Annotated in this window: 2 protein-coding genes; one reads left to right on the top strand and one right to left on the bottom strand. The window is 40.4% G+C overall.

What is annotated here, in order from left to right; all coding sequences use genetic code 11:
• Positions 1 to 640, top strand: a 640-nt coding sequence (locus L654_RS0101505; protein WP_029753450.1) for a tryptophan 7-halogenase, incomplete at its 5' end; no start/stop codon positions are given.
• Between the two features lie 77 nt (positions 641 to 717).
• Here L654_RS0101505 and L654_RS0101500 read toward each other — a convergent pair.
• The coding region (locus tag L654_RS0101500) for a putative glycoside hydrolase (protein ID WP_024607037.1) at positions 718 to 1,719 on the bottom strand (1,002 nt) is incomplete at its 5' end.

Raw genomic sequence — 1,719 nt, 5'->3', positions numbered from 1 at the left:
CCAATATATGGATGACGAACAAGCCAAAGCGCTATTATTAAATAATATTGAAGGTGAGCCGCTTACAGAGCCCCGTATTATTAAATTTAAAACAGGGCGTCGCTTAAAAGGGTGGAACAAAAACTGCCTAGCGCTTGGCCTTGCTAGCGGTTTTGTAGAGCCACTTGAGTCCACCAGCATTCACTTAATTATGTCGGGTATTATTCGCTTTATGCGTTTATTTCCGTTTAATGGCATTACCAATCACGCCATTGACGAATACAACAAACAACTTAAAAGCGAAATTGAAAATATTCGCGACTTTATTGTGCTGCACTACAAAGTAACTAATCGCAATGACAGTGAGTTTTGGCAACACTGTAGCGCCATGGAGGTGCCAAAAACACTTCAACATAAAATTGATTTGTTTAAACAAACCGGCCGGGTATTTTTAGACGATGGCGACATTTTTAGAGTCGATTCGTGGGTGCAAGTTATGCTTGGTCAAGGTATTGAGCCTAATCAACATCACTTAATAGCCAGCATGATGAACGACGAAGAACTCACCCGTTTTTTACACGGTATTAAGCAACAAATAGAGCAACGCGTAAGCCAATTACCACCCCACCATGAGTTTTTAAAGCAGTATTGCCCAGCATAAATATTTTTTATAAAAAAAGCCCTTATTACTAAGGGCTTTGAGACAACACACAATAAACTTAACTTATCAACACTCTACTACTCACACTTTATTTTTGCTGTTTTAGCGCTTTGTGGTTCAAAGCTAATATCTGCAACTGAAACGCTAAGCTCTCCTGCCGTTTTAATAATAAAAGGGCTGGTTACTCTGGCAAAATCAACGCCCTTTTTAGCAAAACACGTTAAATCTATACTCATGGTTTGCCATGTATTTAAATCAGCATTTTTAAGCTCATTGGTAATATCAAGCTCGCCACCACAACCTTGTTCGCATTTCATTGCAAGGTATGTCTGTGAGCTAGGTATTTGGTTTACTTTATAGCTAAAGCTAAGGGCCGAATTTGCTTCAATGTAGGCCACTTTGTCTTCGGTAAAGTTACTATTAATTTCGATGTAGCTGGCTGCAGTGCCATCAAAATTAAATTGCATCGCATCTTCTTGAATCGCTTTGTCTTCAGTGCGATAAGTAATGCCGCCGAGCTTTACACTGTTACTTGCTACTTGGTGCTGCTCGCTGGTTGAATTTAAAAACAAACGCCACGGCGTTTTAAAGCTGCCATTAAATATAGATAGCGGCGCAAGGTTACTAATATCAACACCTGAGTCTTCATTTAGATTATTGCCAAGCGTACTTTCATCTTTATACGTTAAGCCAAAGCCATAGGGTAATAATGGTGAGTAATCAGCATCGCCCTTATTTACTGCGGTTTGAAGTGGTGATTTAGGCCACGAGAAAGACAATTTACCTTTAAAGTCGTATTGTACCTGCCCACTTGCATCCGCTAGTAAAACATCTGCAATGCCTTGTCCTTCAGTGCCAGGAAGCCATGCTGCTACAAATGCATCTGACGCGTTTAGCTCGCTGTTAACCCACATTGGTCTGCCCGATATAAACACCGATACCACCGCAATACCTTGCTGCTTTAATGTTTTTAATATTTTAAGAGAGCGTTTATTGTTACGTTCAAACTCAAGGTTGTCTTTATCGCCATGCCCCTCTGCGTATGGTTCTTCACCAAATACAACAATGGCTACATCGGG

Source organism: Pseudoalteromonas sp. TAB23 (assembly GCF_000498075.1).
Taxonomy (GTDB): Bacteria; Pseudomonadota; Gammaproteobacteria; order Enterobacterales; family Alteromonadaceae; genus Pseudoalteromonas; species Pseudoalteromonas arctica.
Note: the sequence above shows the minus strand (reverse complement) of the source record. Positions and strands in the feature narration are given on the sequence as shown.